Consider the following 25,337-nt stretch of genomic DNA (forward strand, 5'->3'; position numbering starts at 1 on the left):
GTGGACGGTCATCGGCATGCGTACGTGTTGTATCTATGATGTGCTCATGCCTGCAGCACCGTCCGTCGCCCACGTCCCCGAGAAGATGCCCCTCAAGCAACCCCCCGCCGCCGACCGGGTCTACACGCACGTCAAACAGGGTGTTCTGGAGCGCCGTTACCAGGGCGGGACGCTGCTGACCGAAGGTGAGCTGGCCGAGGAGGTCGGCGTCTCGCGGACGCCGGTGCGCGAGGCGCTGCTGCGGCTGGAGGTCGAAGGGCTGATCAAGCTCTACCCGAAGAAGGGCGCTCTCGTCCTGGCCGTCTCCGCCCAGGAGATCGCGGATGTGATCGAGACGCGCCAGCTCGTCGAGGAACACGCGGCCCGCAAGGCCGTCCCCGCCCCGCCGCGGCTGATCGAGCGGCTCGAGGAACTGCTCACCCGCCAGAAGGAGCAGGCCGCCGCCGGTGACCTGGCCGGTGCGGCCCTCACCGACCGCACCTTCCACGCCGAGATCGTGCGCAGCGGCGGCAACGAGATCCTCTCCCGCCTGTACGACCAACTCCGCGACCGCCAGCTGCGGATGGGCGTCGCCGTCATGCACTCGCACCCCGACCGCATCGCCAAGACCCTCACCGAACACGAAGAGATCCTCCAGGCGCTGCGGTCCGGCGACGCCGAGGCGGCCGTGGACATCGTGCACCGGCACGTCAGCTGGTTCTCCCACCTTGCGCGGGGTGAGGTGCGATGAGGTCGGGGTCGGTGGGCTCCCGTACCGTGTCCCTGCCCGGTGATCCGCCGGGCGGCCGGCGTGCCGTCGCCGTGTGGGCCATCGGTGTCTCGGTCTACTTCGTCGCCGTCATCTTCCGTACGTCGCTGGGCGTGGCCGGACTGGACGCGGCGGACCGCTTCCATGTGAACGCGTCCGCCCTGTCCACCTTCTCCATCCTCCAGCTGCTCGTGTACGCGGGCATGCAGATACCCGTCGGCCTGCTCGTGGACCGGCTCGGCACCAAGAAGGTGCTGGCCCTCGGGGTCGTCCTGTTCACGGCCGGTCAGCTGGGGTTCGCGTTCTCCCCGTCGTACGGGACCGCGCTGGCCTCGCGCGCGCTGCTGGGCTGCGGTGACGCGATGACGTTCATCAGTGTGCTGCGGCTCGGCACGCGCTGGTTCCCGGCCCGCCGCAGTCCGCTGGTCGCGCAGCTCGCCGGTCTGGTGGGCATGGCGGGCAACCTGGTCTCCACGCTCGTGCTCGCCCGGCTGCTGCACGGAGTGGGCTGGACGGCGGCGTTCGGCGGCAGCGCGGTCGCCGGGGTGATCGTCCTCGTCCTGCTGCTGCTCTTCCTGAAGGACCATCCGGAGGGGTACGAGCCGGAGCCGTTCCCGCACCGCGGGTCGGCGTACGTGCGACGGCAGATCGTGGCGTCGTGGAAGGAGCCCGGGACGCGGCTCGGCATGTGGGTGCACTTCACGACGCAGTTCCCGGCGATGGTGTTCCTGCTGCTGTGGGGCCTGCCGTTCCTGGTGCAGGCGCAGGGCCTGTCCCGGGCCGCGGCCGGTGAACTCCTCACGCTCGTCGTGCTGTCGAACATGCTGGTCGGACTGGTGTACGGCCAGATCGTCGCCCGGCATCATGCTGCGCGGCTGCCGCTGGCCCTCGGCACGGTCGGGGCGACGGCGGCGGTGTGGGCGGCCACGCTCGCCTACCCGGCCGCACATGCGCCGATGTGGCTGCTGGTCGTGCTGTGCACGGTGCTCGGGGCGTGCGGTCCGGCCTCGATGATCGGCTTCGACTTCGCCCGGCCGGCGAATCCGCCGGAGCGTCAGGGGACGGCATCCGGGATCACCAACATGGGCGGTTTCGTCGCCTCCATGACGACGCTGCTGGCGATCGGCGTGCTGCTGGACGCGACGGGCGACGACTACACCGTGGCGTTCTGCGCCGTGTTCGTGCTCCAGGCGGTGGGGCTCAGCCAGATACTGCGGCTCCGGAAGCGGGCGGCTCGCAGGGAGCGGGAGCGGCTCGTCGCCAGCCGGGTGGAGACGGTGCACGTCCCTGCGTGATGTGCCGTCTAGAGCGGACGACGCGGGGGTGCCAGACCCAGGACCCGGTCCTTCAGCGCCGGGAACTGCTCCCTCGTCGTCGCCACCCTCGCCGGGTCGAACTCCACGGTGAGGATCTCCTCCTCCGCGCCCGCCTCGGCGAGTACCTCCCCCCACGGATCCACCACGATCGAGTGACCCGCTTGTGGAACTCCCGCATGCGTTCCGGCCGTTCCACAGGCCAGGACGTACGCCTGGTTCTCGACCGCCCGTGCCTTGGCCAGCAGCGTCCAGTGGGACCGGCGGCGCTCCGGCCAGCCCGCCGGGATCACGAGCGTCTCGGCCCCCGCGTCCACGAGCGAGCGGAACAGCTCGGGGAAGCGGAGGTCGTAACAGGTCGCCACGCCGACGGTCGTCCCCGGCAGCCGCACCGTCACCGGCTCGGTCCCCGCACCCATCAGCACGGCCTCGCCCTTGTCGAAGCCGAAGCGGTGGATCTTGCGGTAGGACGCGGCCGGTTCACCGGAGGGGGAGAAGAGGAGAGACGTGTTGTAGAGGGTGCCCTCGGGGGCGCGCTCGGGGATCGATCCGGCATGCAGCCACACGCCCGCGTCGGCCGCCGCCTTCGCCATCGCCTCGTGGGTCGGCCCTTGAAGCGGCTCGGCCTCGGTGCCGAACCGCTCGTAGGCGAACGCCCCGGTGGTCCACAGCTCGGGCAGCACCACGAGGTCGGCTCCGGCTTGATCTCGTACCAGCGAGGCGGCTCTCCGCCGACGCGAATCGACCGATTCGTCCTCGTCCACCCGCATCTGGATCAGGGAGGCGCGCACACTACCACCGTCCTGGTAATCGAGCCTTCTCAACGGGCCTACGATCGTCACACCAAAGCACTGCCGGGGTGCCTCGCAGCAGCGTAACTTAACGTCCCAGGACATCCGCCGACAGCCACCTCCCGCAGTACAGCCACCGACAGAGCCGTCGACCAACGACCGTGCACCGACCGCCCGAGGGGTCCCGTTCCGTGAGTCTGCATCCCACTCTCCAGCCCTACGCCGATGCCTGGACCCACTCCGTCGAAGCGATATCCGAGCTGGTGCAGCCGCTCGTGGAGGGCGAGTGGAACCGGCGCACACCGTGCCCCGCCTGGTCGGTGCGCGACGTGGTCTCGCACGTCATCGGCATGGACTGCGAAATGCTCGGCGATCCGCGCCCCATCCACACGCTCCCGCGCGACCTGTTCCACGTCACCAACGACCACCAGCGCTACATGGAGATGCAGGTCGACGTCCGGCGCCACCACACCGCCCCGGAGATGACCTCCGAACTGGAGTACACGATCATCCGCCGCAACCGCCAGCTGCGGAACGAGTCGCGGGACCCGGGCACCAAGGTACGCGGCCCGCTCGGCGTCGAGCAGACCCTCGAAGAGGCCATGCGGTACCGCGCGTTCGACATCTGGGTGCACGAGCAGGATCTGCGCACGGCGCTCGGCCGGCCGGGGAACCTCGACTCCCCGGGCGCGCACATCACCCGGGACCAGCTGCTGGCCGCCCTGCCGGACGTGGTCGCCAAGGGCGCCGGCGCGCCGCCCGGCTCGGCGGTCGTCATCGACGTGCACGGCCCCGTGGAGTTCCTGCGCACGGTCCGGGTGGACGCGGAGGGTCGCGGCTCGATCGACGGCACGCCCTCGCTGGGCCCGGCGGTGACGCTGACGCTCGACTGGGAGACGTACGTCCGCCTGGCCTGCGGTCGGGTGAGCGCGGACGCCGTGGCCGACCGCATCAAGGCGGAGGGCGACCCGGAGCTGACGGCGGCGATCCTGCGCTCGTTCGCGGTGACGAAGTAGACGACGCGGACGGACCCTCGAGCGTCCTGGCACCCCTCGGGGCCGGCTCAGTCCTCCTCCCGCTCCTTGTCCGCCAGGTGGATCACGCACACGGCCACCGCGATCAGCAGTGCCGGATCCGCGTCCTCGCGCACGATGTCGACGCCGTACGTCTCACGGACGTGCAGCCAGCGCCGGGAGATCTGGGCGAGCAGCTCGCCGTCGTACTCGATGGCGAACTCGCGGTCGAAGATCTTGCCGCTGACGTCGAGCTCCGTGCCGTCCGCCAGCGAGACGCGGTAGTGGTTGCGCAGCAGGGAAAGCCGCTTGCGCTTGATCGTGGCCAGCCGCTCGCCGTCGCGTTCGATGATCATCGTGTCACGCAGGGCGAACATCTTCTGGTGGATGTCGACCAGGACGCGCCCCTGCGGGTCCTTCAGCTCGAAGGTGTCCCTCAGCCGCATCGCCTTGCCGTCGACCAGGAAGACCTTGGTGCCGTGCTGGTCCTCGATCCAGTAGTCCTCGCCGATGCCGAGGAGCCGGTCGCGCACAAAAAGTCTCATACGGTCAGAGCTTCCCCGGGGGCGGGCCCGAAACGCCGCCGGTAGGCCGACGGACTGAGCCCGGTCTCAGCCCGGAGCCGGGTCCGCAGGTTGGCGGCCGTGCCGAGGCCGCTGCGCGCGGCGACCACGTCCAGCCGCTCCTCCCCGCGCTCGATCAGCCGGCAGGCCAGGGCTACTCGCTCCCCCGTCAGCCAAGCCAGTGGTGTGGTGCCGAGCTGGGCGCGGAAGCGGCGGTGCAGGGTGGCGGGGCTGACCGCGGCGCGGGTGGCGAGGTCGCCGACGGTGAGCGGTTCGTCCAGTCGCTCCTGGGCCCAGGCCAGCACCGGGGCCAGCGACTCGCCCGGTATGTCCGGCACGGGCCGCTCCACGAACTGCCGCTGTCCCCCGTCGCGGTGCGCGGCGAAGACCAGCCGGCGGGAGACCGCGTTCGCGATCTCGGCGCCGTGGTCGCGGCGTACGACATGCAGGCCGAGATCGAGTGCGGAAGCGCTGCCGGAGGCGGTCAGGATGTCGCCATCGTCCACGAACAGTACGTCCGGTTCCAGCCTGACCTGCGGAAACCGCGCCCGGAAGGAGTCCGCCCACATCCAGTGGCAGGCCGCTCGCCGGCCGTCCAGCAGCCCGGCCTCCGCGATGGTGAACGCGCCGGAGCAGAAGCCGACCAACCGTGCGCCCCGCTCGTGCGCCCGACGTACTGCGTCCAGGACCTTCGGGGAGCGCGGGGTGTCGGTGTCGGGCCTGTTCGGCACGATCAGCGTGTCCGCGTCGTCCGCTGCCTCGAGCCCTGCGACGTCGGTGAGCGTGAAGAAGCCGTCCCGCATCCGGATCCTGGGCCCGACCGCGCACAACCGGAAGTCGTACAGCTCACGGCCGAGTTCCGGCCGCGGTAGGCCGAACACCTCGATGGCGCAGCTCATCTCGAAGGGGTTCGAGTTCTCGTCCACGACGAGCACGACCCGGTGCGGGCGCGACGCCTGAGAGGATCCTTGCGGCATATGCGATTTCTAGCACTCGTTCGGCGGCAGGTCACCCCGCACGATGACGGCATGGAACCCAAGGAACCCGTCTCCCTCACCGCGGCCCTCGCCTCCTTCGCCGAACTGTGGAGCCCGCGCATCGTCACCACCGTCAACGACTACGACGTCCGCGTCGCGAAGGTCGAGGGCGAGCACCTGTGGCACACGCACGACCACACCGACGAGTTCTTCCTCGTCCTCGACGGTGAACTGCACATCGCGCTGCGTGAGCCGGCCGGCGAGCGCACGGTCACCCTTGCCAAGGGCTCGGTCTTCACGGTTCCGCGGGGCACGGAGCACAAGCCGTCCGCGCCCGGCGGGGCATCGATCCTCATGTTCGAACCCACCGGCACGATGACGGTCGGCGACCGGCATGAAGAGGTCCCCGACCACGTGGACGCGACGACCGGGCACACCCTGGCCTGAGCCCGACCCGTCCCGGCATCCGCCGCCCGGGACACGGACGAGTCCCCCGCACGCGCGGCGGGGGACTCGTGGACGGCCGCGAGGGACCGCGCAGGGGTGGACCGGTCCACCGACCGGTCTACCGGTAGCCCTCCCGCCTGTCCTGCTCGTCGAGCTCGTCCTCGTCCCAGGAGGAGCGCCGGTCCTCGCGGTCACTCCGCGCGGCGGACCTGTCCAGGTCCTGGTCCGAGAAGTCGGAGCCGCTCATGTCGGGGTCGCGGCGCTTCCGGTCGCGGATCTCCTCGCCGCTCGTCTCACCGCGCTCGCGGTCGCGGTTCGGGCGGCGCATCTGGTCGTCGATGTCACGAGGCATGGAACTGCTCCCTTGCACTGACCCCCCTGTGTGAGACGAGCATCTCTCCGTCACGCCATGTGCGCATCCCGTAGGAGAGCTTGTACGCACAGTCACCGAGTTGTCCACAGGCCCCGCGGCATGACGAAGCCGGATGGCACCCTTGACCCATGAACGACTCCACTTCGCGTCGCGTCCGTGTCCGTGCCCCCGAGCTGATCGGCAAGGGCGGCTGGCTGAACACGGGCGGAGAGCAGTACAGCCTTACCGACCTGCGAGGACGCATCGTCATCCTCGACTTCTGGACGTTCTGCTGCATCAACTGCCTGCACGTCCTGGACGAGCTGCGCGAGCTGGAGGAGAAGCACCGCGACACCGTGGTGATCATCGGCGTGCACTCTCCGAAGTTCGTCCACGAGGCGGAGCACCAGGCGGTGATGGACGCGGTGGAGCGCTACGGGGTGGAGCACCCGGTCCTCGACGACCCGGAGCTCGCCACCTGGAAGCAGTACGCCGTCCGGGCCTGGCCCACACTGGTCGTCATCGACCCCGAGGGGTACGTGGTCGCCCAGCACGCGGGTGAGGGCCACGCCCATGCGATCGCCCGGCTCGTCGAGGAACTGGAGGAGGAGCACGCGGCCAAGGGCACGCTGCGCCGGGGCGACGGCCCGTACGTGGCACCGGAGCCCGAGCCCACGACGCTCCGCTTCCCCGGCAAGGCGCTCCTGCTGCCGTCCGGCTCCTTCCTGGTCAGCGACACCACCCGGCACCAGCTGGTGGAGCTGGCGGCGGACGGGGAGACGGTGGTGCGGCGCATCGGTTCCGGTGTACGGGGCTTCGCGGACGGTCCGGCTCGGGCGGCGAGCTTCAGCGAGCCGCAGGGCCTGGCGCTGCTCGATGAGGGAGCGGTGGTCGTCGCGGACACCGTGAACCACGCGCTGCGCCGCCTGGACCTGGCGACCGGCGATGTCAGCACGCTGGCGGGCACCGGCAAGCAGTGGTGGCAGGGCTCGCCGACGTCGGGCCCGGCCCGGGAGGTGGACCTCTCCTCGCCGTGGGACGTGGCGGTCTTCGGCGGCCGGGTGTGGATCGCCATGGCGGGCGTGCACCAGCTGTGGACGTACGACCCCGCCACGGCCACGGTCGCGGTGGCGGCCGGCACCACGAACGAGGGGCTGGTGGACGGCCCGGGCGCCGAGGCCTGGTTCGCGCAGCCGTCGGGGCTCGCGGTGTCGCCCGACGGGGAGCGGCTGTGGCTGGCGGACTCCGAGACGAGCGCCCTGCGCTGGGTGGACCGGAACGGCGCGGTGCACACGGCGGTCGGGACGGGACTGTTCGACTTCGGGCACCGGGACGGCGCGGCCGAACAGGCACTTCTCCAGCACCCCCTGGGGGTGACGGCGCTGCCGGACGGCTCGGTGGCGGTCAGCGACACCTACAACCACGCGCTGCGGCGTTACGACCCGGCGACGGGTGAGGTGAGCACGCTGGCGACGGATCTGCGGGAGCCGTCGGACGCGGTGCTCGTCGGCGAGGACATCGTGGTGGTGGAGTCGGCCCGGCACCGGCTGACGCGGCTGCGGCTGCCGGAGGAGGCGGTGCAGGTCGCCGCGGTCGCGCACCGCACGCAGCGCGCGGCGACCGAGGTGACGCCCGGGAGGCTCCGACTCGACGTGATCTTCCAGGCCCCGGCCGGCCAGAAGCTGGACACGCGCTACGGACCGTCGACCCGCCTGCTGGTCTCCTCCACCCCGCCGGAGCTGTTGCTGAAGGGCGAGGGCGCCGGCACGGACCTCGCTCGCGAGCTGGAGCTGAACCCGGCGATATCCGAGGGCGTCCTGCACGTCTCGGCGATGGCGGCGTCCTGCGACGACGACCCGGCCAACGAATACCCGGCGTGCCATGTCCACCAGCAGGACTGGGGCGTCCCGGTCCGCCTCACCGAGGGCGGGACGGACCGGCTGCCGCTGGTCCTGGCGGGGATGGACGACAACCGGTAGCCGGGGGCCGCCCGAGCGTCCCCCGGGCGCGGGAGTCCCGGCACCTGAGCGTCCCCGGGCCGAGCGTCTTCGGGCCGGAGCGTCCCCGGCACCTGAGCGTTCCCGGGCCGAGCGTCTTCGGGCCGGAGCGTCCCCGGCACCTGAGCGTTCCCGGGCCGAGCGTCTTCGGGCCGGAGCGTCCCCGGCACCTGAGCGTTCCCGGGCCGAGCGTCTTCGGGCCGGAGCGTCCCCGGCACCTGAGCGTTCCCGGGCCGAGCGTCTTCGGGCCGGAGCGTCCCCGGCACCTGAGCGTCCCCGGGCCGAGCGTCTTCGGGCCGGAGCGTCTTCGGGCCGGAGCCTCCCCGGGCCCGACTCCCCGGGCCCGAGCCTCCCCGGGCCCGAGCGTCCCCGGGCCCCAGCGTCCCCGGGCGCGGGCGGCCGCGCCCGGGGACGGGATGGCATCGGTGGACGGGTGTCAGCGGCGGCGCGGGCGCGGCGCCAGCTTGAACAGGGCCACTCCGGCCGCCACCAGGGTGGTGGCCGCCACCATCAGCGCCATGCTGTTCATCCACAGGCCGGTGGCGGCCAGTGTGGCGCCGCCCGCGCCTGTGGTGCCGGCGCCTATCACTCTTCCGTACATCGTCGAATCTCCTTGGGCGTTGGTGCGAGAGAGGGTGGGGGGCGGGCTCAGGTGGCCACCCACTTCTCCTCGCTGCGGCGCACGAGGCCCCACAGCGAGGTGAAGTAGACGGCGTGCTGGAACAGGTCGTAGAGCATCTCCGGGACCATCAGCGCGGCCACCAGGACGGCCAGGGGCCCGGCGCGGCGGACGGAGACGGTCTTCTCGACCACGAAGATCAGGCCGATCGCGGTCCAGAACGGCGACAGTCCGGGCCAGCCGTACATGGTCGTGTAGGTGCTCGTGAAGATCAGGTAGACGAGGAAGGAGAGTGCCCCGAACCCCATCAGGAGCTGCTGCATGAAGTAACGGGCGGTGACCCGGGTCCAGCCGTAGTCGCGCAGGTTCTCCAGAGCGCCGCGCTGCCAGCGCAGGCGCTGGTGCCAGAGTTTGCGCAGGGTGGGCATGACCTCGGTGGTGACCGCACAGCCGGCCGGGGACATGGCGCGGTAGCCCAGGGTCTTGACCGCCTTGGTCATCTCGTCGTCCTCGGTGAGCGAGGCCAGGCTGTAGTAGCCGTCGCCGCCACCGATCACCCCGGACAGGCGGGCGGCCCGGACCTCGCGCAGCACCCGGGCACGGAACATGGTGCCGGTTCCGGTGAGCACCTGCGCCCTGCCGCCGGTGCGCTCGACTTCCCAGGCGTAGCGGTGGAACTCCATGCGTTGCAGCAGACCGAGGAATCCGCCGCCCGGTTCGCCGTAGAAGACGCCGCCGACCGCGCCCACCTTGCGGTTGAAGGTGCCCATGGCGGTCTCGTTGAACCAGGGGTTGAGGACCGTGTCCGCGTCCTGCACGAGCACGAGGTCGCGGTCGTCGAGGTGGGGGAGTATCCAGTCGATGGCCTGGTTGAGAGCGCCCGCCTTCTTGTGGGTGTTGCCCCGGGTGTGGAAGACCTGCGCGCCGTGGGCGGCCGCGACGGCGGCGGTGTCGTCGGTGCAGTTGTCGGCGACCACCACGATCAGATCGGGGCGGCGGGTCTGGTGCCACAGGCCGTCGATGGCGGCGGCGATGCGTTCCTGCTCGTTGTGGGCGGGGATCAGGACCGTCAGATGCGGTCTGCCGCCCGTTGCCGCCGGGTCGTGCACGGCAGGAGCCCCCCGTCGTGAAGCTGTGGCGCGCCCGGCAGCTCCACCCCCCGGGCGCTCATGAGGCCACAGTCTTCACGTTTTCCACACAAGACGACAAGATGACTCCGGTAACGGAATAGCCAAGGTTGTCTGTTGTCGCCCCGAGGTCGCCGCATCGTCCCTTGCGCGCCGTACGTGGGCTACGACCCTTACACGCCGTACCCGTCGGTGTAGCCGTCGCCGCGGTGGTGCCGGTTCTCCTCGACGACGGTCGTCGGGGGCGGCACGACGACCCGCCTGCGGCGGTAGATGCCGCTGAAGGTGGTCACTCCTATCAGCCCGACGATCATGAGTATGACGCCGACCAAGTGGATGTTGACGCCTTGCATGTGCCAGTCGGTCGCAAACGCGAGGATGGCCCCCACGGCGATCAGGATGATGCATCCACCCAGGCCCATGAGTCCTGCCCTCCCTGTGGGTCCGGTCCTTCCGGCCCCGAACCCGGGTACCCGGGACATCCGTGGACATGCCCGGACGATCGGCGGGCGGGCGGGAGTGTCAGCCCTCCAGAAACGCCGTCAGGGCGTTGGCCAGGAGATACGGGTCCTTCGCGCCGCACAGTTCGCGGGCGCTGTGCATCGACAGGATCGCCGCGCCGATGTCCACCGTCTTGATGCCGTGGCGGGCGGCGGTGATGGGGCCGATGGTGGTGCCGCAGGGCATGGCGTTGTTCGAGACGAATGTCTGGAAGGGCACGCCCGCCTTCTCGCAGGCCGAGGCGAACAGGGCGCGCCCCGAACCGTCGGTGGCGTAGCGGTTGTTGACGTTCACCTTGAGGATCGGTCCGCCGTTCGCGCGCGGGTGGTGCGTCGGGTCGTGCCGCTCCGCGTAGTTGGGGTGGACGGCGTGCCCGGTGTCGGAGGACAGGCACACCGTGCCGGCGAAGGCCCGCGCCCGGTCCTCGTAGGAGCCGCCCCGGGCGAACACCGAGCGTTCCAGGACCGACCCGAGCAGCGGGCCGTCGGCGCCGGTGTCCGACTGTGAGCCGTTCTCCTCGTGGTCGAAGGCCGCGAGCACCGGGATGGACGACAGGGCGGCGTCGGAACCGGCGACGGCCGCGAGCGCCGCGGTGCCCGCGTGCACGGACAGCAGGTTGTCCATGCGCGGACCCGCCACCAGCTCCTTGTCGCGGCCCAGGTAGGCCGGCGGCTCCACCGAGTGGGTCATCAGGTCCCAGCCGGTCACGTCACCGGCGGCGAGACCCAGCTCCTGCTCCAGGAACGCGATCAGGTCGCCGTCGCGCACGTCGTCGCCCAGGCCCCAGACGGGCTGGAGGTGGCGCTGCTTGTCCAGCTTCAGGCCCTCGCTGGAGACCGAGCGGTCCAGGTGGATGGCCAGCTGCGGCACGCGCAGCAGCGGTCTGTCGATGTTCACCAGGCGCGTCGAACCGTCGCGCAGCGACAGCCGGCCGGCCAGGCCGAGGTCCCGGTCGAGCCAGGAGTTGAGCAGGGGGCCGCCGTAGATCTCCACCGCGACCTGCCGCCAGCCGTGCGCGCCGCTGTCCGGCCGCGGCTTGACCCGCAGGTTGGGCGAGTCGGTGTGTGCGCCGACGATCCGGAACGGGGTGTGCGGATCGGCGCCCTCGGGGACGTACCAGGCGATGATCGCGCCGCCGCGCAGCACGTACCGGCCGCCGGACGTGCCGTCCCAGGCGTCCGTCTCCGAGACCTGCCGGAAGCCGGCCTTCTCCAGTCGCTCGGCGGCGCCTGCCACGGCGTGGTACGGCGACGGGCAGGCCGCCAGGAAGGACATGAGGTCGTCGGTGTGGCCGCGGTCGAAGCGCGCACTTGTGCTCATGGGTTCACCTTAACGACGGAGGAGGGCCCGCTCCCGGTGATGGGGAACGGGCCCTCGTAAGGGGTATGTGGAAGTGGTCCTAGAACGCGGCCTCGTCCAGCTCCATGAGGTCCAGGTCCACGCCCTCGGCGATCTTGCGGGCCAGGGTCACGCCCGGCAGGACGTTGGCCGCGAAGAACTTCGCCGCCGCGATCTTGCCCTGGTAGAACGCCTTGTCCTTGGTCGACGCGTTCGGCAGCTTCTCGGCGGCGACCGCGGCGCCCTTCAGCAGCAGGTAGCCGACGACGACGTCACCGGAGGCCATCAGCAGGCGGGTGGTGTTCAGGCCCACCTTGTAGATGTTCTTGACGTCCTGCTCGGTGGCCGCGAGGTCGGTCAGCATCAGGCCGACGACGGCCTCGAGCTCCACGGCCGCCTTGGCGAGGTGGTCGCGGGCCCCGGCCAGCTCCTCGCCGCCCTCGCCCACGGCCAGGAACTTCTTGATCTCCTCGGCGAGGGAGTTCAGCGCGGCGCCCTGGTTGCGGACGATCTTCCGGAAGAAGAAGTCCTGGCCCTGGATCGCGGTGGTGCCCTCGTACAGGGTGTCGATCTTGGCGTCGCGGATGTACTGCTCGATCGGGTACTCCTGCAGGAAGCCGGAGCCGCCGAAGGTCTGCAGCGACTGGGCGAGCTGCTCGTAGCCCTTCTCGGAGCCGTAGCCCTTGACGATCGGCAGGAGCAGGTCGTTCAGCGCGTGCTCCGTCGACGCGTCCTCGCCGTTCGCCTCCTTGACCGCGATCGCGTCCTGGACGGAGGCGGTGTACATCACCAGCGCCCGCATGCCCTCCGCGTACGCCTTCTGCGTCATCAGCGAACGGCGCACGTCCGGGTGGTGGGTGATGGTGACCTTGGGCGCGGTCTTGTCCATGAAGTTCGCCAGGTCCGGACCCTGGACGCGCTCCTTGGCGTACTCCAGCGCGTTCAGGTAGCCGGTGGACAGCGTGGAGATCGCCTTCGTGCCGACCATCATGCGGGCGAACTCGATGATGCGGAACATCTGGCGGATGCCGTCGTGCTTGTCGCCGATCAGCCAGCCCTTGGCGGGGTGCTTGTCGCCGAACGTCATCTCGCAGGTGTTGGAGGCCTTCAGGCCCATCTTGTGCTCGACGTTCGTGGCGTACACGCCGTTGCGCTCGCCCAGCTCGCCGGTCTCCCAGTCGAACAGGTACTTCGGCACGAGGAAGAGGGACAGACCCTTGGTGCCGGGGCCGGCGCCCTCGGGACGGGCGAGGACGTAGTGGAGGATGTTCTCCTCCATGTCGTGCTCACCGGAGGTGATGAAGCGCTTCACGCCTTCGATGTGCCAGGAGCCGTCCTCCTGCTGGATCGCCTTGGTGCGCCCGGCGCCCACGTCCGAGCCGGCGTCCGGCTCGGTGAGCACCATCGTGGAGCCCCAGCGCTTCTCGACGGCTATCTTCGCGATCTCCTTCTGGGCCTCGGTGCCCTCCTCGAAGAGGATGCGCGCGAACGCCGGGCCGGACGAGTACATCCAGATCGCCGGGTTCGAGCCGAGGATCAGCTCCGCGTAGGCCCAGATCAGGGACGGCGGGGCGGTGGTGCCGCCGATCTCCTCGGGCAGGCCGAGGCGCCAGTACTCGGAGTCCATGAAGGCTTCGTAGCTCTTCTTGAAGGACGCCGGCACCGGGGCGGTGTTGGTCTCCGGGTCGAAGACGGGCGGGTTGCGGTCGGCGTCCGCGAAGGACTCCGCCAGCTCGTTCTCCGAAAGGCGGGTGAGCTCCTCGAGGATGCTCTTGGCGGTCTCGGTGTCCATCTCCGCGAACGGGCCGGTGCCGTACAGCTTGTCGCGCCCGAGCACCTCGAAGAGGTTGAACTCGATGTCGCGGAGATTCGACTTGTAGTGCCCCATGGCGACGGCTCCGTAGAGGGATCGGCGAGGCACTGTCTCCTCGCAACTGGTTCATCTACCAACAAGTAGCTCCGATGATGCTACCCGTCGGTAATAAGAAGCAACCCCTCATGGCCCAGATGTGGCCCACTACTCTTTGGGGCATGTACGGCTACCAGAACGCGGGCGCTCAGCAGGGTTACGCCTCGGAGCAGATGCCCGGGCAGCAGATGCCGGGTGGGCAGATGCCCGGCGGCTACGGCCAGCAGCCGCCGCTGTACCCCGAGCCGTCGCCGCCGTCGCTCGCGGACGCCGTCCGCGCCTTCACCACCGGGTCGATGTCCGCGGAGGACTTCCAGCAGATCTTCGCCACGTCCAAGGTGTACTGCCCGCGCGGCGACAACCCCGGCTTCCTGGCGCTGCACAACACCCAGCAGCCGGTGATCCCGATGTTCACCTCGCTCAAGGAACTGCGGCGGTACGCCGGCAAGGAGTCGAAGTACTTCGTGATCACCGGGGCGGAGGTGATCGACCTGCTGCCGACCGGCTACGGCTTCGTCCTGGACATGGAGGGCGAGCACCGGATGGTGTTCGACGCGAAGGCCGTCGAGCAGATGGTCGAGTTCGCCATGCGCCGGATGTATGGCTAGACGCCCTTGCTGCGCGGACGGCCGGGTGCCGTCCTGACCACTCTCGCGCCCCTGGCGGGGCGCACCCCGAGCCCGGAGGGAATGCCCTCCGGGCTTTCTGTGTTTCGGAGTGGCAGAAAGTTCAACGGTCAACTAAACTCGGACCACAAGGAGGTACCGACATGCCTGCAGTGACCGTCGAGAACCCGCTGACCCTTCCCCGTGTGGTCGCGCCCGCCGACGCGGTGGCCCGTCCCGTGCTCGGTGTCACGACCGCGCCCAGCGGCTTCGAGGGCGAGGGCTTCCCGGTCCGTCGCGCCTTCGCCGGGATCCACTACCGCCACCTCGACCCGTTCATCATGATGGACCAGATGGGCGAGGTGGAGTACGCGCCCGGTGAGCCCAAGGGCACCCCCTGGCACCCCCACCGTGGCTTCGAGACCGTGACCTACATCATCGACGGCGTCTTCGACCACCAGGACTCGCACGGCGGTGGCGGCACCATCACCAACGGCGACACCCAGTGGATGACCGCCGGCTCCGGCCTGCTGCACATCGAGGCCCCGCCGGAGTCCCTCGTCGTCTCCGGCGGCCTGTTCCACGGCATCCAGCTGTGGGTCAACCTGCCCGCCAAGGACAAGATGATGGCCCCCCGCTACCAGGACATCCGCGGCGGCCAGGTCCAGCTCCTGACCACCCCCGACGGCGGCGCGCTGATCCGTGTCATCGCCGGTGAGCTGGACGGCCACCAGGGCCCCGGCATCACGCACACCCCGATCACCCTGATCCACGCCACCGTGGCGCCCGGCGCCGAGGTCACCCTGCCGTGGCGGGAGGACTTCAACGGCCTCGCCTACGTCCTGGCCGGCCGCGGCAGCGTGGGCGCGGAGCGGCGGCCGATCCGCCTCGGCCAGACCGCCGTGTTCGGTGCGGGCTCCTCGATCACCGTCCGCGCGGACGAGAAGCAGGACTCCCACACCCCGGACCTGGAGGTCGTCCTGCTCGGCGGGCAGCCGATCCGTGAGCCGATGGCGCACTACGGGCCGTTCGTGATGAACACCCGCGAGGAGCTCCAGCAGGCGTTCGAGGACTTCCAGAAGGGGCGCCTGGGAACCGTCCCGGCGGTCCACGGGATGACGGACAGCGGACCGCAGGGTTCCTGAAGGATCATTTCTTGACGCCGCGTCACCCGGGCGGGCCGTCCGTACAGGACAGCCCGCCCTCGGCGTGATCGGCTGGAGGAGTGCAGCTCCTCCCCGAACCCGTCCGCCGGCTCGCCGCCTGGTGCGCCGTCGTGCTGCTGGTCTCCGGGGTCGTCTGGATCGTGGCCCGGCTGTGCGGCCAGTTTCGTACGGCCGTCGTACCCGTGCTCCTCGCCCTGCTCGGGACCGCGCTGCTCGGGCCGCTGCACCGGTGGCTCATGCGGGTCGGCGTGCACCGGTCGCTCGCGGCCGGGATCACGTGTGTCGCCGTGGTGACGGTGGTCGGTGGGGCGGTGTACATCGTCGTCACCGCGCTCATCGACACCGGAGACCAGATCCTCGCCTCGCTCAAACGGGCCGCGAAGTCGCTCGGGCGGTACTTCGGGGCGGCCGGCACCTCGCTCGACGACCTGGCCTCCCACGCCAGGGAACTGGTCGGCAAGTTCGCCGGGACCGCCGCCTCCAACGTCATCAGCGGCGTCAGCGTCGTCGCCGAGAGCCTCGCGATGGCCGTCCTCGCCCTGCTGCTCGTCTTCTTCTTCCTGCGCGACTCCGACCGGGCCGTCGGACTGCTGCGCTCGCTCGCCCCGCACGGCGGCGCCGACGCCCTCGAGGCCACGGCGCGGCGCGCCTTCCAGGCCGTCGAGGGGTTCATGCGCGGGACCACGGTCATCGCGTTCATCGACGCCACCCTGATCACCGTGGGGTTGCTGGTCCTCCATGTCCCGGGCGCGATCGGGCTCGGCGCGCTGGTGTTCGTCGGCGCGTACATCCCGTACCTCGGCGCCTTCATCTCCGGTGCCGTCGCGGTGCTGGTCGCGCTCGCCGACCGCGGGCTCGTCATCGCGCTGTGGGCGCTCGGCGTCGTCGTCGCCGTGCAGGTCCTGGACGGGCATGTGCTCCAGCCGGTGGTCCAGAGCCGGACCGTGCGGATGCACCCGGCGGCGGTGCTGCTGGCGCTCACCGCGGGGGCGTCGGTGGCCGGGATCCTGGGGATGCTGCTGGCCGTACCGGTGACGGCGGCGGCGTTCGGCGTGGCGCACGAGCTGCGCGCGCGGTACGGGCGCGGCCCTCAGGCTTCACAGGAGCCGTAGGGCAGCCGGCAGCACCCGCTGCGGCACCCACGAGCCCGTGCTGCCTCGCAGTCCCCCGTGCCCTGTGTGCCGCAACTCCTACGCCTCCCCGTCCTCCTTCACCGGCTCCTCCTCCAGCTCGAACCAGATGCTCTTGCCCTCGCCCCGCGGATCGACGCCCCAGGCGTCGGCGAGGAGCTCCATGAGGACCAGGCCGCGGCCCGAGGAGGCCAGCTCGCCGGGGTGGCGTCGGTGCGGGAGGTCGTCGCTGGCGTCCGTGACCTCCACCCGGACCCGGCGCCCGGCCCGGCCGCCCAGGCCGTCGACGTCGCCGGAGACCTCGGCGACCAGCAGCGCGTCCGCGTCGGTGTGCACCAGGACGTTGGTGAGCATCTCGGAGGCCAGGAGCACCGCCGAGTCGACCTGCTCGGGGGAGGACCAGTCGTGCAGCAGTTCGCGCAGCTGCTGCCGGGCGCCCGCGATCCGTTCGGGCTCGGCCTGCGCGATCGTCAGCGCCGTACGCCGTATCACCGACCGTACCGAAGTGATCGTGCCGCCGCAGATGCCCGCCGCGCTCGCACGGCACAGGAGCACCACGGCGATGTCGTCCTCGCGCCGGTCGGTCAGCGGCCCGGTCGCGTAGTGCGAGGAGGGGCCGTGCACGGCCTGGACCAGCGCGTCGGCCAGCTCCTCCATGTCACCCTCGTGCTCCTCGAGGATGCGCCGGATCCGCCGCCAGCCGGTCTCCAGGTCGTGCCCGCCGGTCTCGATCAGGCCGTCCGTGCAGAGCAGCATGGTCTCGCCGGGCTCCAGGACGAGCCGGGTGGTCGGGTAGTCCGCGTCCGGGTCGATGCCGAGCGGCAGTCCGCCCGAGGTCGGCCGCATCAGCACCGTGCGGTCCGCCATGCGGATCGCGGGGTCCGGGTGGCCGGCCCGGGCGATCTCCAGCGTCCCGGTCGCCGGATCCACCTCCACATAGAGGCAGGTCGCGAAGCGCAGGTCGGCGCCGTCCTCGCCGTAGGTCATCCCGTGCAGGAACCGGGAGGCGCGGGAGAGGACCGCGTCCGGGCGGTGGCCCTCGGCGGCATACGCGCGCAGGGCTATCCGCAGCTGGCCCATGAGGCCCGCGGCGCGCACGTCGTGGCCCTGGACGTCGCCGATCGTCAGCGCGAACCGGCCGCCCCCGGAGGGGGTGCCCCCGGGCAGCTGGATCATGTCGTACCAGTCGCCGCCCACCTGGAGCCCGCCGCCGGTCGGCACGTAGCGGGCGGCCACCGTCATGCCGGGTATCTGCGGGCCCAGCGTGGGCATCATCGAGCGCTGCAGCCCGTCCGTCAGTTCCCGCTCCGTCTCGGCGGCGCCCGCCCGGGTGAGGGCCTGGGCGAGCATGCGGGCGACCGTGGTGAGCACCGAACGCTCGTCGGGCGTGAAGGCGACCGGGTGCTTGAACGCCGCCATCCAGGCGCCCATCGTGCGTCCCGCGACGGTGAGCGGCAGGAACGCCCAGGAGTGGCGGCCGAACTGCGCGGCGAGCGGCCAGGAGGCCGGATAGCGGGCCTTGTACTCCTCGGGCGAGGACATGTACACGGCGCGGCCGGTGCGGACGACCTCCGCGGCCGGGTAGTCCGTGTCCACCGACATCTGGATGAAGGGCGCCTCGTCGCCCGGCTTGTGCCCGTGGTGGCCGATGACGGTCAGCCGGTCGGCCTCGACCCCGAAGACTGCCAGCCCGTCCGGTGAGAACCCGGGCATCGACAGCCCGGCCGCGACCCGCAGCACCTCCTCCGTGGACCGCGCCTCGGCCAGCGCGCGCCCCGCGTCCAGCAGGAACGCCTCGCGGGAGCGGCGCCAGTCGCCGATGACGGGTGCCCGGGCGGTGGCGCCGGGGACGGGCTCGGTGACCTCCTGGAGGGTGCCGACCAGCTTGTACTCGCCGGTGCGTGCGTCCAGCGACGGCTTGGAGCGGCTGCGGACGACACGGACGACACGGTTGTTCTCGTCCATGATCCGCATCCGGACCTCGGCGATGGTGCCCTCGGCGAGGGCGAGCTGGACCACCCCGTCGACCTCGTTCCAGTCGACCGGGTGGAACCGGGAACGGATCTGGGCCTCGGTGAGCGTGGTCGGCTCCGCGGGCAGCCCCACGAGCCGCGCGGCCTCGGCATCCAGGGTGACGAGCCCGGCGGCGGCGTCGTAGCGCCACATGCCGGTCGCGAGGTCGGACAGGACCTCCCCCACGGCGGGCAGGGGCTCACCAGTGCGCATTGCCCCACTGTAAGAAGAGGGGATCGGGAGGTGCCACTGAAAGTGAGCAACAGCAGATCTCGAGCGGGTTCGCGGTGATTCCGGCGCACCGGAAGAATCGGGGCGAGGCGATGTCGGGGCGGCCGGTACGCTTGATGGGTCCGGGCCGTGCCCGCCCGGAGGCGCCGGGGCGAGCGGCCGCGGCGAGACCCCGATCCTGCGAAGACTGGATGAACGACGATGCACCGGTACAGGTCCCACACCTGCGGCGAGCTCCGCGCCTCTGACGTCGGCAAGGACGTCCGGCTGAGCGGCTGGCTGCACAATCGGCGCGACCTGGGCGGCATCCTGTTCATCGATCTGCGCGACCACTACGGCATCACGCAGCTCGTCGCCCGCCCGGGCACGGCGTCGTACGAGGCCCTGGACAAGCTCTCCAAGGAGACGGTCGTCCGCGTCGACGGCGGGGTCGTCTCCCGTGGTGCGGAGAACGTGAACCCGGACCTGCCCACCGGTGAGATCGAGATCGAGGTCGGCGAGGTCGAGGTGCTGGGCGCGGCCGCCCCGCTCCCCTTCACGATCAACACCGAGGACGGGGTCAACGAGGAGCGGCGCCTGGAGTACCGCTTCCTGGACCTGCGCCGCGAGCGCATGCACCGCAACATCATGCTGCGCACGGCCGTGATCTCGGCGATCCGCCACAAGATGGCCGCGATGGGCTTCAACGAGATGGCGACCCCGATCCTGACGGCGACCTCCCCGGAGGGCGCCCGCGACTTCGTGGTCCCCTCCCGCCTGAACCCGGGCAAGTTCTACGCGCTGCCGCAGGCGCCGCAGCAGTTCAAGCAGCTGCTGATGATCTCCGGCTTCGACCGCTACTTCCAGATCGCGCCCTGCTTCCGTGACGAGGACGCGCGCGCGGACCGTTCGCCGGGCGAGTTCTACCAGCTCGACGTGGAGATGTCCTTCGTCGAGCAGGAGGACGTGTTCCAGCCGATCGAGAAGCTGATGACGGAGATCTTCGAGGAGTTCGGAGGCGGCCGGCACGTCACCTCCCCGTTCCCGCGGATCCCGTTCCGTGAGGCGATGCTGAAGTACGGCTCAGACAAGCCGGACCTGCGCGCCCAGCTGGAGCTGGTCGACATCACCGACATCTTCGAGGGCTCGGAGTTCAAGGCGTTCGCGGGCAAGCACGTGCGCGCGCTGCCGGTGCCGGACACGGCCTCGCAGCCCCGCAAGTTCTTCGACCAGCTCGGCGAGTACGCGGTGGAGCAGGGCGCCAAGGGCCTGGCGTGGGTGCGGGTCGGCGAGGACGGCTCGCTGTCCGGCCCGATCGCGAAGTTCCTGACCGAGGAGAACGTGGCGGAGCTGACGAAGCGGCTGTCGCTGTCGGCCGGCCACGCGGTGTTCTTCGGCGCGGGCGAGTTCGACGAGGTCTCCAAGATCATGGGTGCGGTCCGGGTGGAGGCGGCCAAGCGGGCCGGCCACTTCGAGGACGGCGTCTTCCGCTTCTGCTGGATCGTCGACTTCCCGATGTTCGAGAAGGATGAGGACACCGGAAAGATCGACTTCTCGCACAACCCGTTCTCCATGCCGCAGGGCGGCATGGAGGCGCTCGAGACGCAGGACCCGCTGGACATCCTGGCCTGGCAGTACGACATCGTCTGCAACGGTGTGGAGCTGTCCTCGGGCGCGATCCGGAACCACGAGCCGGACATCATGCTCAAGGCCTTCGGTATCGCGGGCTACGACGAGGAGACGGTCGAGCGCGAGTTCGCCGGCATGCTCCGCGCATTCCGCTTCGGCGCCCCGCCGCACGGCGGCATCGCCCCGGGCATCGACCGCATCGTGATGCTCCTGGCGGACGAGCCGAACATCCGCGAGACGATCGCGTTCCCGCTCAACGGCAACGCGCAGGACCTGATGATGGGCGCGCCGACGGAGCTGGACGAGGCGCGGCTGAGGGAACTGCACATCTCGGTGCGCAAGCCGCAGGCGAAGTAGCGAGGCGAGAGAGCGGCCCGGAACCGACGGTCGGTTCCGGGCCGCTTTCGCGTGGCAGAGGCCCGGCCGGCCCGCCACCCGGCTGCACCGGATCTTCCAGAAGGACCCGGCACTGCTGACGCCTGCCCCGCAGCAGGTGTTGAACATCCCGTTCCCCGGGCCGCGCGAGTTCGCGGCCATGAGGCGGTGACCGGGAAGAATCGCAGGTGAGTGCGGCAACCTTTTTCGGGTTCGTGACCACGGACAGTCAAAAGCCCCTCCACGGGGCTTCATACGTGTCCCGCAACCCGTAAGGACTCCTCCGTGGCATCCCCCTCGCACCGTCGTTCCCCGCGCAAGCGCCGTGTCGTCATGGGCTCCGTCGCCGTCGTCGTGGCCGGTGGGATCGGTAGCGGCGCGGGCGGCGGCAACCTGGTCAACGGGACGGCGACCGACCTCGTCGCCGTGTACAATGCCGCCTCGTCGAAGAAGATCAAGACGACCGTGAACTGGAAGCCGACGCTCACCGCGGGTCTTCAGACGTCCGTGAAGAACCTGCCGACGGAACTGGCCGGCACCACCGGCGCCGGGGTCCTCTCCTAGGAGTGCGCAGACGAACAGGGGCCCGGGAGCCTTTCGGCTTCCGGGCCCCTTCCGGTGTGCGGGCGCCGCTACTCCGTCTCGCCGCCGAAGCGCTCCTTGTACGCGGCCAGGTCCTCGTCCGTCAGCTTCGCGAACAGCACCGGCGGGACCGTGAAGGGCGTGCCCGGGACGACCGCGGTGAGGGACCTGGCCTCCTCCGGCGTGACCCAGGCCGCCGTGTCGTCCTTCAGGTCGAAGGCCGCGCGCATGGCCGCCGAGGACGTCGGGATGAACGGCTCCGAGACCACCGCGTACAGGTGGATCAGGTTCATCGCGGTGCGCAGGGTGAGGGCCGCACCCTCCTTGTTGGTCTTGATCTCCAGCCAGGGGGCCTTCTCCTCGAGATACGAGTTGCCGGCCGACCACAGGGCGCGCAGCGCCGCCGCCGCCTTGCGGAACTGGATGGCCTCCATGTGCTCCTCGTACTCCGCGAGCAGACGGGCGATCTCCTCGCCGAGCCGCGCCTCGGCCTCACCGGGCTCGCCGCCCTCGGGGACGGAGTCCCCGAAGCGCTTGCGGGAGAAGGAGAGCACGCGGTTGACGAAGTTGCCCAGTGTGTCGGCGAGGTCCTTGTTCACCGTGGCCGTGAAGTGCTCCCAGGTGAAGGAGGAGTCGTCCGACTCGGGCGCGTTCGCCATCATGAAGTAGCGCCAGTAGTCGGCGGGCAGGATCTCCAGCGCGTCGTGCGTGAACACGCCGCGCTTCTGCGAGGTGGAGAACTTGCCGCCGTAGTAGTTGAGCCAGTTGAAGGCCTTGATCACGTCGACCTTCTTCCACGGCGCGCGGGTGCCCAGCAGGGTCGCCGGGAACATCACGCTGTGGAAGGGCACGTTGTCCTTGCCCATGAACTGGGTGTAGTGGACGTCCGCGTCCGACTCCCACCACCAGGAGCGCCAGTCGCGGTTCTCCGGGTCCTGGTCCGCCCACTCCTTGGTCGCGCCGATGTACTCGATCGGGGCGTCGAACCAGACGTAGAAGACCTTGCCCTCGGCGGCCAGGTCCGGCCAGGTGTCGGCCGGGACCGGGACGCCCCAGTCCAGGTCACGGGTGATCGCACGGTCGTGCAGGCCCTCGGTGAGCCACTTGCGGGCGATGGAGGAGGCGAGGACCGGCCAGTTGTCGGCGCGCTCGTCCACCCAGGCCTCGACCTCGCCGGCCAGGGCCGACTGGAGGAGGAAGAGGTGCTTGGTCTCGCGGACCTCCAGGTCGCTGCTGCCGCTGATCGCCGAGCGCGGGTCGATCAGGTCGGTGGGGTCCAGCACACGGGTGCAGTTCTCGCACTGGTCACCGCGGGCCTTGTCGTAGCCGCAGTGCGGACAGGTGCCGATGATGTACCGGTCCGGCAGGAAGCGGCCGTCGGCGTTCGAGTACACCTGGCGGATCGCCCGCTCCTCGATGAAGCCGTTCGCCTTCAGCTCGCGGGCGATCTCCTGGGTGATCTCGCGGTTCTGCGGCGAGGAGCTGCGGCCGAAGTAGTCGAACGCCAGGTTGAAGCCGTCGTAGACGGCCTTCTGCGCGTCGTGCGCCTGCGCGCAGAACTCGTCCACCGGGAGACCCTGCTCCTTGGCGGCCAGCTCGGCCGGGGTGCCGTGCTCGTCCGTCGCGCAGATGAAGAGGACCTCGTGGCCTCGCTGACGGAGGTAACGGGAGTGCACGTCCGCCGGGAGCATGGACCCCACCATGTTGCCCAGGTGCTTGATCCCGTTGATGTACGGAAGGGCGCTGGTGATGAGGTGTCGAGCCATCGCGGGCTGCTCCCAGGTCGGTACGTGGGGTGACGACAGGCCGGTTCTCGGGCCGGCTGCGCATCGTCTACGAACCTTGAAATCGTAGCCGACACGGGTACGCCGCCCGCTTCCCGTTTTGCGGCGTGAGAAGCGGGCGGCGTCCGAGGGGGCGTCCGGGGAGCTTTACGGGCGCCAGTTCGCCAGGACGCCCTCGTAGACCTCGGCGTCCGTGAGCTCGCGCGGGGTTTCACCGGCCAGGAAGTGGGACGTGTTGTCCGTCTTGAGCTTGCGGACGTAGTCGAAGGCCTTGTTCTCCGGGTCGCCGAAGGCGATGAAGGAGAAGAAGAGGTGGGGGTGGCTCTTCGCGGCCTCGGTGAGGGACTGGGTGGCGGGGGTCTTCGCGTCCGGGGCGCCGTCCGTCTGGAAGATCACCAGGGCGGGGAGGGTCGGGTTCTCGGACTTGTCGTGGTGGGCGATCACCGCTTCCACGGCCGCGTGGTAGCTGGTGCGGCCCATACGGCCGAGGGACGCGTGGAGGGTGTCGATCTTGTCCTCGTAGTCGGCGAGGGTGAGCTCGCCGGTGCCGTCCAGTTCGGTGGAGAAGAAGACGACGGGGACCGTGGCCTCCGGGTCGAGGTGGGCGGCGAGGGCGAGGGCCTGCTCGCCGAGCGCCTGGGCGGAGCCGTCCTTGTAGTACGGGCGCATGGAGGCGGAACGGTCGAGCACGAGGTAGACCTTGGCCCGGGTGCCGGTGAGCCGGCGCTCGTCGAGGACGGTGGCCGCGGCCTTGTAGGCGGTGAGGAGCCCGGGGGCGATGGCCTCCGGCTCGGGCTGGGGGGCGGGGGGCTGCGCCTCGGCGGTGGGCTCCGCCTCGGCCTGCGCTTCCGCCTCGGCGGGGGGCTGCGCCTCGGCCTGCGCTTCCGCCTCGGCTTCGCCTTCGGCGGGGGTGTTCCCACCCGCACCACCCGTGCGGGTCGTGTCCTCGGGTGCAGGTGCCTCCTGTGGGGCTTCTTCGCCGTCGGCGGCTGCCGGGGCCTCTGTGGGAGCGGTGGCGGGCTGCTCGGCGGCGGCCGGTTCCGGTGCCTCTGCCTCCGGCTCGGCCTCGGGCTTCGTGTCGGCCTGCGGCTCGGGTTCCGCCTCGACGTCCTGCCCGGTTTCGGGCGCCGTATCGGCAACAGGTTCCTGCGCAGGCTCCGGCTCGACCACAGCCGCCGTCTCGGCTTCGGGCTTCACTTCGGGCTCGGCCTCGGGCTCGGGCTCGGGCTCTGCCTCCGTCTCGGTCTCTGCCGTCACCTCGCTGGTGGGCTCCGGCTCTGCCTCTGCCTCTGCTTCCGTCTCGGCCTCTGCCGTCACCTCGGCGATGGGCTCCGGCTCTGCCTCTGCCTCGGCCTTCGTCTCGGCCTCCGCCGTCACCTCGATGGTGGGCTCCGCCTCGGCTTCTGCCGTCACCTCGGTGGTGGGTTCGGCCTCGGGCTCGGGCGGCGTCTTTGCCTTCGGCTCGGCCTCGGGGTTCGTGTCGGACTGCGGCTCGGGCTCTGCCTCGGTCGTGGGCTGCTCTGTCGCCGTCGGCTCCGGTGTCTCCGTGGCCGGCGGGTCCTCCCTGTGGGTCGGCTGCCTCGGTACCGTCACGTTGTCGAACGCCGCCGCCACCAGCTCGTGCTCCTCGTCCGTACGGCCCGAGGACTGCGCCGGTACCGTCGGCTCCGCGGCCGTCGGCGTCGGCTCCGGTTCCGTGGACTGCGCCGGTACCGTCGGCTCCGGTTCCGCCGGTCGTGCCGTTACCGCCTGCTCCGCGGCCGTCGACTGGGCCGGTACCGTCGGCTCCTGTGGCTCCCGCGTGGGCTCCTCCTCGGCGGAGCGACCCTTGCGTGAGCGGCCGAACGCGTTCCGCAGGAGAGTGAGAATGCCCATGTGCGCAACCCTTCGCGTGAGTTGATGCCCGTCAATCCCTGGCCAGGACGGACACGTAAGGTTAGCGGCCGAAGGCGGCGATCCTGGGTACCGTCCGAACATCGGAACCGCCGCCTGTCAATACCGCGATTCCGCCGTTACACATCCTCGGGGGCGAGACGGCTCGGCTCGCGCGGCACGCCACGCCGAGTGCCGCCCAACCCCCGTACGGTTCCATTCGGTTCACCGATCGCCGACCGCTCGGCATTGCTCCCGCACACCCGATCCCCCTGG

Annotated in this window: 21 protein-coding genes and 1 pseudogene; 10 read left to right on the top strand and 12 right to left on the bottom strand. The window is 70.6% G+C overall.

Annotated elements, in window-relative coordinates; genetic code table 11:
* The first annotated feature begins 46 nt into the window (after nucleotides 1-46).
* Nucleotides 47-730 (top strand): GntR family transcriptional regulator, encoded by a 684-nt coding sequence (locus N8I84_RS21175; protein ID WP_263230961.1) that lies wholly within the window; start codon nucleotides 47-49, stop codon nucleotides 728-730.
* Nucleotides 731-741: 11 nt separating this feature from the next.
* The gene (locus tag N8I84_RS21180; protein ID WP_263230962.1) at nucleotides 742-2,043 is read left to right on the top strand and encodes an MFS transporter; all 1,302 of its coding nucleotides are present in this window, start codon (nucleotides 742-744) and stop codon (nucleotides 2,041-2,043) included.
* Between the two features lie 8 nt (nucleotides 2,044-2,051).
* On the opposite strand, the gene N8I84_RS21185 is transcribed toward N8I84_RS21180, so the two are convergent.
* Nucleotides 2,052-2,852 carry a carbon-nitrogen family hydrolase gene (locus N8I84_RS21185; RefSeq protein ID WP_263230963.1) on the bottom strand — a complete coding sequence of 267 codons (801 nt, stop codon included), beginning with the start codon at nucleotides 2,850-2,852 and terminating at the stop codon, nucleotides 2,052-2,054.
* 191 nt (nucleotides 2,853-3,043) lie between these two features.
* On the opposite strand from N8I84_RS21185, the gene N8I84_RS21190 reads away from it, so the two are divergent.
* Nucleotides 3,044-3,868 carry a maleylpyruvate isomerase family mycothiol-dependent enzyme gene (locus N8I84_RS21190; RefSeq protein ID WP_263230964.1) on the top strand — a complete coding sequence of 275 codons (825 nt, stop codon included), beginning with the start codon at nucleotides 3,044-3,046 and terminating at the stop codon, nucleotides 3,866-3,868.
* Nucleotides 3,869-3,915: 47 nt separating this feature from the next.
* On the opposite strand, the gene N8I84_RS21195 is transcribed toward N8I84_RS21190, so the two are convergent.
* Entirely contained in the window at nucleotides 3,916-4,410 is a 495-nt protein-coding gene (locus tag N8I84_RS21195) for an LURP-one-related/scramblase family protein (RefSeq protein WP_263230965.1), read from the bottom strand.
* Nucleotides 4,407-5,405, bottom strand: a complete 999-nt coding sequence (locus N8I84_RS21200) for a GlxA family transcriptional regulator (protein ID WP_263230966.1) — start codon at nucleotides 5,403-5,405, stop codon at nucleotides 4,407-4,409. The genes N8I84_RS21195 and N8I84_RS21200 overlap by 4 nt, the downstream gene beginning before the upstream one ends.
* A gap of 51 nt (nucleotides 5,406-5,456) precedes the next feature.
* Between N8I84_RS21200 and N8I84_RS21205 the strand changes: the two genes are divergently transcribed.
* Nucleotides 5,457-5,852 (top strand): cupin domain-containing protein, encoded by a 396-nt coding sequence (locus N8I84_RS21205; RefSeq protein ID WP_263230967.1) that lies wholly within the window; start codon nucleotides 5,457-5,459, stop codon nucleotides 5,850-5,852.
* Between the two features lie 118 nt (nucleotides 5,853-5,970).
* On the opposite strand, the gene N8I84_RS21210 is transcribed toward N8I84_RS21205, so the two are convergent.
* On the bottom strand, nucleotides 5,971-6,204 hold the full coding sequence (locus tag N8I84_RS21210) for a hypothetical protein (RefSeq protein ID WP_263230968.1): 234 nt from the start codon (nucleotides 6,202-6,204) through the stop codon (nucleotides 5,971-5,973).
* 149 nt (nucleotides 6,205-6,353) lie between these two features.
* On the opposite strand from N8I84_RS21210, the gene N8I84_RS21215 reads away from it, so the two are divergent.
* Nucleotides 6,354-8,183 carry an NHL domain-containing thioredoxin family protein gene (locus N8I84_RS21215; protein ID WP_263230969.1) on the top strand — a complete coding sequence of 610 codons (1,830 nt, stop codon included), beginning with the start codon at nucleotides 6,354-6,356 and terminating at the stop codon, nucleotides 8,181-8,183.
* Nucleotides 8,184-8,637: 454 nt separating this feature from the next.
* On the opposite strand, the gene N8I84_RS21220 is transcribed toward N8I84_RS21215, so the two are convergent.
* The 5 genes from N8I84_RS21220 to N8I84_RS21240 all read right to left on the bottom strand — a co-directional run bounded on the left by N8I84_RS21220 (nucleotide 8,638) and on the right by N8I84_RS21240 (nucleotide 13,674).
* The gene (locus tag N8I84_RS21220) at nucleotides 8,638-8,802 is read right to left on the bottom strand and encodes a hypothetical protein (protein ID WP_181138986.1); all 165 of its coding nucleotides are present in this window, start codon (nucleotides 8,800-8,802) and stop codon (nucleotides 8,638-8,640) included.
* A 47-nt stretch (nucleotides 8,803-8,849) separates the two neighbouring features.
* Complete coding sequence (locus tag N8I84_RS21225) at nucleotides 8,850-9,929, bottom strand: glycosyltransferase family 2 protein (RefSeq protein WP_263230970.1); 1,080 nt, start codon at nucleotides 9,927-9,929, stop codon at nucleotides 8,850-8,852.
* 191 nt (nucleotides 9,930-10,120) lie between these two features.
* Nucleotides 10,121-10,369, bottom strand: coding sequence for a DUF6458 family protein (locus N8I84_RS21230; RefSeq protein ID WP_103839426.1), 249 nt, complete (start codon nucleotides 10,367-10,369; stop codon nucleotides 10,121-10,123).
* Nucleotides 10,370-10,469: 100 nt separating this feature from the next.
* Nucleotides 10,470-11,768, bottom strand: a complete 1,299-nt coding sequence (locus N8I84_RS21235) for a M18 family aminopeptidase (RefSeq protein ID WP_263230971.1) — start codon at nucleotides 11,766-11,768, stop codon at nucleotides 10,470-10,472.
* A 79-nt stretch (nucleotides 11,769-11,847) separates the two neighbouring features.
* Nucleotides 11,848-13,674, bottom strand: coding sequence for an acyl-CoA dehydrogenase (locus tag N8I84_RS21240; RefSeq protein ID WP_263234841.1), 1,827 nt, complete (start codon nucleotides 13,672-13,674; stop codon nucleotides 11,848-11,850).
* A gap of 143 nt (nucleotides 13,675-13,817) precedes the next feature.
* On the opposite strand from N8I84_RS21240, the gene N8I84_RS21245 reads away from it, so the two are divergent.
* From N8I84_RS21245 to N8I84_RS21255, 3 genes are all read left to right on the top strand, one after another.
* Nucleotides 13,818-14,303, top strand: coding sequence for an SseB family protein (locus N8I84_RS21245; protein ID WP_263234842.1), 486 nt, complete (start codon nucleotides 13,818-13,820; stop codon nucleotides 14,301-14,303).
* 161 nt (nucleotides 14,304-14,464) lie between these two features.
* Nucleotides 14,465-15,445 carry a pirin family protein gene (locus tag N8I84_RS21250; RefSeq protein WP_200421569.1) on the top strand — a complete coding sequence of 327 codons (981 nt, stop codon included), beginning with the start codon at nucleotides 14,465-14,467 and terminating at the stop codon, nucleotides 15,443-15,445.
* Nucleotides 15,446-15,525: 80 nt separating this feature from the next.
* On the top strand, nucleotides 15,526-16,578 hold the full coding sequence (locus N8I84_RS21255; RefSeq protein ID WP_263230972.1) for an AI-2E family transporter: 1,053 nt from the start codon (nucleotides 15,526-15,528) through the stop codon (nucleotides 16,576-16,578).
* Nucleotides 16,579-16,656: 78 nt separating this feature from the next.
* Here the strand turns inward: N8I84_RS21255 and N8I84_RS21260 are convergent, their stop codons facing one another.
* Nucleotides 16,657-18,822 (bottom strand): ATP-binding SpoIIE family protein phosphatase, encoded by a 2,166-nt coding sequence (locus N8I84_RS21260; RefSeq protein ID WP_263230973.1) that lies wholly within the window; start codon nucleotides 18,820-18,822, stop codon nucleotides 16,657-16,659.
* 219 nt (nucleotides 18,823-19,041) lie between these two features.
* On the opposite strand from N8I84_RS21260, the gene aspS reads away from it, so the two are divergent.
* Together aspS and N8I84_RS21270 are read left to right on the top strand one after the other, a co-directional pair.
* Complete coding sequence (aspS, locus tag N8I84_RS21265) at nucleotides 19,042-20,805, top strand: aspartate--tRNA ligase (protein WP_263230974.1); 1,764 nt, start codon at nucleotides 19,042-19,044, stop codon at nucleotides 20,803-20,805.
* A 381-nt stretch (nucleotides 20,806-21,186) separates the two neighbouring features.
* A pseudogene (locus tag N8I84_RS21270) lies at nucleotides 21,187-21,387 on the top strand (pectate lyase family protein); the annotation flags it as partial.
* Between the two features lie 68 nt (nucleotides 21,388-21,455).
* Here the strand turns inward: N8I84_RS21270 and metG are convergent.
* Nucleotides 21,456-23,171 (bottom strand): methionine--tRNA ligase, encoded by a 1,716-nt coding sequence (gene metG, locus N8I84_RS21275; protein WP_263230975.1) that lies wholly within the window; start codon nucleotides 23,169-23,171, stop codon nucleotides 21,456-21,458.
* 165 nt (nucleotides 23,172-23,336) lie between these two features.
* Entirely contained in the window at nucleotides 23,337-25,064 is a 1,728-nt protein-coding gene (locus N8I84_RS21280; RefSeq protein ID WP_263230976.1) for a VWA domain-containing protein, read from the bottom strand.
* Nucleotides 25,065-25,337 lie beyond the last annotated feature (273 nt).

Source organism: Streptomyces cynarae (assembly GCF_025642135.1).
Classification (GTDB): Bacteria; Actinomycetota; Actinomycetes; order Streptomycetales; family Streptomycetaceae; genus Streptomyces; species Streptomyces cynarae.

Coding starts and splice junctions, on each gene's coding strand:
- N8I84_RS21175 (WP_263230961.1), top strand. CDS start 47: ATGCCTGCAGCACCGTCCGTCGCCCACGTCCCCGAGAAGATGCCCCTC.
- N8I84_RS21195 (WP_263230965.1), bottom strand. CDS start 4,410: ATGAGACTTTTTGTGCGCGACCGGCTCCTCGGCATCGGCGAGGACTAC.
- N8I84_RS21200 (WP_263230966.1), bottom strand. CDS start 5,405: ATGCCGCAAGGATCCTCTCAGGCGTCGCGCCCGCACCGGGTCGTGCTC.
- N8I84_RS21205 (WP_263230967.1), top strand. CDS start 5,457: ATGGAACCCAAGGAACCCGTCTCCCTCACCGCGGCCCTCGCCTCCTTC.
- N8I84_RS21210 (WP_263230968.1), bottom strand. CDS start 6,204: ATGCCTCGTGACATCGACGACCAGATGCGCCGCCCGAACCGCGACCGC.
- N8I84_RS21215 (WP_263230969.1), top strand. CDS start 6,354: ATGAACGACTCCACTTCGCGTCGCGTCCGTGTCCGTGCCCCCGAGCTG.
- N8I84_RS21220 (WP_181138986.1), bottom strand. CDS start 8,802: ATGTACGGAAGAGTGATAGGCGCCGGCACCACAGGCGCGGGCGGCGCC.
- N8I84_RS21230 (WP_103839426.1), bottom strand. CDS start 10,369: ATGGGCCTGGGTGGATGCATCATCCTGATCGCCGTGGGGGCCATCCTC.
- N8I84_RS21235 (WP_263230971.1), bottom strand. CDS start 11,768: ATGAGCACAAGTGCGCGCTTCGACCGCGGCCACACCGACGACCTCATG.
- N8I84_RS21240 (WP_263234841.1), bottom strand. CDS start 13,674: ATGGGGCACTACAAGTCGAATCTCCGCGACATCGAGTTCAACCTCTTC.
- N8I84_RS21245 (WP_263234842.1), top strand. CDS start 13,818: ATGTACGGCTACCAGAACGCGGGCGCTCAGCAGGGTTACGCCTCGGAG.
- N8I84_RS21250 (WP_200421569.1), top strand. CDS start 14,465: ATGCCTGCAGTGACCGTCGAGAACCCGCTGACCCTTCCCCGTGTGGTC.
- N8I84_RS21260 (WP_263230973.1), bottom strand. CDS start 18,822: ATGCGCACTGGTGAGCCCCTGCCCGCCGTGGGGGAGGTCCTGTCCGAC.
- aspS (WP_263230974.1), top strand. CDS start 19,042: ATGCACCGGTACAGGTCCCACACCTGCGGCGAGCTCCGCGCCTCTGAC.
- metG (WP_263230975.1), bottom strand. CDS start 23,171: ATGGCTCGACACCTCATCACCAGCGCCCTTCCGTACATCAACGGGATC.
- N8I84_RS21280 (WP_263230976.1), bottom strand. CDS start 25,064: ATGGGCATTCTCACTCTCCTGCGGAACGCGTTCGGCCGCTCACGCAAG.